We start from the raw sequence: 3,316 nt of genomic DNA on the forward strand, positions 1-3,316 counted from the left end.
ACGCAATAGCTATTGCGTCCGCGCCCGGTTATTGCGTCCGCTGGCGTCGGGCCCGTGCGTTGCGTCCGCTGGGGGTCGAGTTCGCCCCGCCGATATCCGCGAGGCGGCCGGCGACGCCTGAGGTAGCCTTGAGCGCATGGCAGGGTCGTTGCTGCTTAGTCAGCCGCGCTGACGCGACCGAGAGGACGTCACCGCGGCCTACCCCTTCGTGTCCGGAGGGGTTTTTTGATGCCCGAAGCAGCACCACGAAGGATGACGAGAGAATCGATGAGCGAGACGCCGCACCGCTATACGCCCGAGCTGGCCCAGGAGATCGAGATCGCCTGGCAGGACCGCTGGGAGGAGGAGGGCACCTACCACGCCCCCAACCCCACCGGTTCGCTCGCCGATCCGGAAGCTGTGGCCGCGCTGAGCGGTGGACCGCTGTTCGTGCTCGACATGTTCCCCTACCCCAGTGGCGCCGGCCTGCACGTCGGCCACCCGCTGGGCTATATCGCCACCGATGTGTATGCCCGCTACCAGCGGATGCTCGGCAAGAACGTCCTGCACGCGCTGGGCTATGACGCCTTCGGCCTGCCGGCGGAGCAGTATGCCGTGCAGACCGGCCAGCACCCGCGCAAGACGACCGAGGACAATATCTTCACGATGCGCCGGCAGTTGCGGCGCCTCGGGCTGGGGCACGACGATCGACGCTCGGTTGCCACGACGGATCCGGAGTTCTACCGGTGGACCCAGTGGATCTTCCTGCAGATCTTCAACTCCTGGTTCGACGCGGACGCCGACGGCGGTCGGGGCAAGGCGCGCCCGATCGCGGAGCTGGTCGCAGCCTTTGCCTCGGGGGAGCGGGAGGTGCCGGGCGGGCGCGCCTGGGCCGATCTCGACGGCGCCGAGCGCGCCACGATCATCGACGATCACCGCCTGGCGTATGTCTCGCAGGCGCCGGTCAACTGGTGCCCCGGGCTCGGCACGGTGCTGGCCAATGAGGAGGTCACCGCCGACGGCCGCAGCGATATCGGCAACTTCCCGGTCTTCCGCCGCAATATGCGCCAGTGGATGATGCGCATCACCACCTATTCGGACCGCCTGCTCGACGACCTGGACCGGCTGGACTGGCCGGAGAAGGTCAAGCTGATGCAGCGCAACTGGATCGGGCGCAGCCGAGGGGCGCAGGTTCGCTTCCCGATCGAGGGCTCCGGCGAGAGCATCGACGTCTTCACGACCCGCCCGGACACGCTCTTCGGTGCGACCTTCATGGTGCTGGCGCCGGAACATCCCCTGCTGGAAAGCCTTGTCCCCGAGGGGGATTGGCCGGAAGGTACGAAGCCGGCCTGGACGGGCGGTGCGGCGACCCCGCGGGCGGCGGTTACGGCATACGCCTCCGCGGCCGCGGGCAAGACGGATCTGGAGCGGCAGGCCGAAGGCAAGGGCAAGACCGGCGTCTTCACCGGCGGCTTCGCGATCAACCCGACCAATGGGGAGCGCATTCCGGTCTTCGTCGCGGACTACGTGCTGATGGGTTATGGCACCGGCGCGATCATGGCCGTGCCCGCGCAGGACCAGCGCGACTGGGACTTCGCGATCACCTATGACCTGCCGATCGTGCGGACCGTGCAGCCGAGCGAGGGCCATGACGAGTCGACGGCCTTCACCGGCGAGGGCCCGGCGATCAACAGCGCCAACGACGAAATCTCCTTGAACGGCAAGGGAATTGCCGAGGCGAAGGCCGAGATGATCGCCTGGCTGGAGGCTAAGGGGATCGGCGAGGGCACGACGACCTACAAGCTGCGCGACTGGCTCTTCTCTCGCCAGCGCTACTGGGGCGAGCCGTTCCCGATCGTGTATGACGAGTCCGGACACCCGATCGCGCTGCCGGAGTCGATGCTGCCGGTGGAACTGCCGGAGGTCGACGACTACCGGCCGCAGGCGCTGGATCCCGATGACGACATCTCCGAGCCGGTGCCGCCGCTGGCGCGGGCGACCGAGTGGACGAGCGTCGAGCTGGACCTCGGCGATGGTGTGAAGACCTATCGTCGCGAGCTCAATGTCATGCCGCAGTGGGCTGGATCTTGTTGGTATGAGCTGCGTTATCTCGACCCGCGCAACGAAGAGGCTTTCGTCGCGCCCGGCAACGAGGGCTACTGGATGGGGCCGCGCGAGAGCGCCGTTGCCGGTGCGCCGGCAGGTTCGCGCGATGTCGGTGGGGTCGGGTTGTATGTCGGTGGGGTCGAGCACGCGGTGCTGCACCTGCTGTATGCCCGCTTCTGGCACAAGGTGCTCTTCGACCTGGGCCATGTCTCGTCGGAGGAGCCCTTCCGGCGGCTCTACAACCAGGGCTACATCCAGGCCTATGCCTTCCGCGACGGTCGCGGGCAGACGGTCCCGGCCGCTGAGGTGCAAGAGCACGCGGGCGCCGACGGCGAGCTGACCTGGTCGTGGCAGGGCGAGCCGGTCTTCCGGGAGTACGGCAAGATGGGCAAGTCCCTGAAGAACATCGTCACGCCCGATGACATGTATGCGCAGTATGGCGCCGACACCTTCCGCCTCTATGAGATGGGCATGGGGCCGCTGGATCAGTCGAAGCCGTGGGAGACCCGGGCGATCGTCGGCAGCCAGCGCTTCCTGCAACGCGTATGGCGCAATGTCGTCGATGAGGAGAGTGGCGCGCCGCGGGTGGTCGATGAGCCGATGGACGCCGCCACCGAGCGCGCCGTACACAAGGCGATCGACGCCGTCGCGACCGACTATGCGGGGTTGTCGTTCAATACGGCGATTGCGCGTCTGACCGAGTTGAACAACGCCCTGACCCGGCTGGAGGCCGTGCCGCGCGAGGCCGCCGAGAAGCTGGTGCTGATGGTGGCGCCGATGGCGCCGCATATCGCCGAAGAGTTGTGGGCGCGACTGGGGCACTCGGAATCCCTTGTGCGCGAGCCGTTCCCAGTCGCGGACCCGGCGTTGCTCGTCGACGACACCGTCACCTGCGTCATCCAGATCAAGGGCAAGGTGCGAGATCGGATCGAAGTCCCGACCTCAATCTCCGAGGACGACTTGCGCGACCTGGCGTTGACCCGTCCGAAGATTGCCGAGGCCATCGAAGGCGGGGTACGCACGGTCATCGTGCGCGCGCCGAAGCTGGTCAACGTCGTCCCACTCTGAGTTCTGGTTTCCCTGGGGGTTCTCCACAGGGTTGCGCCAGGCAGCTTTCGACGGCATCCACAGGCTCGAGCGCCGAAGCTGGCGGCGCGGGGTTCGGCGTTTCTAGCGTGGCAGCATGCCTCGCACCCGTCGCAACCCCGCCGCCGACCGCCTCGCCGCCGCC

General features: G+C 67.5%; 1 protein-coding gene. It reads left to right on the forward strand.

Annotation, left to right across the window (positions count from 1 at the left end):
• The first annotated feature begins 267 nt into the window (after positions 1 to 267).
• A complete protein-coding gene (leuS, locus tag BN13_RS16265) occupies positions 268 to 3,153 on the forward strand; it encodes a leucine--tRNA ligase (protein ID WP_048548224.1) in 2,886 nt (961 codons plus the stop codon).
• The last annotated feature ends 163 nt before the right edge of the window (positions 3,154 to 3,316 follow it).

This window comes from Nostocoides jenkinsii Ben 74 (assembly GCF_001046875.1).
GTDB classification, from domain to species: Bacteria; Actinomycetota; Actinomycetes; order Actinomycetales; family Dermatophilaceae; genus Nostocoides_A; species Nostocoides_A jenkinsii.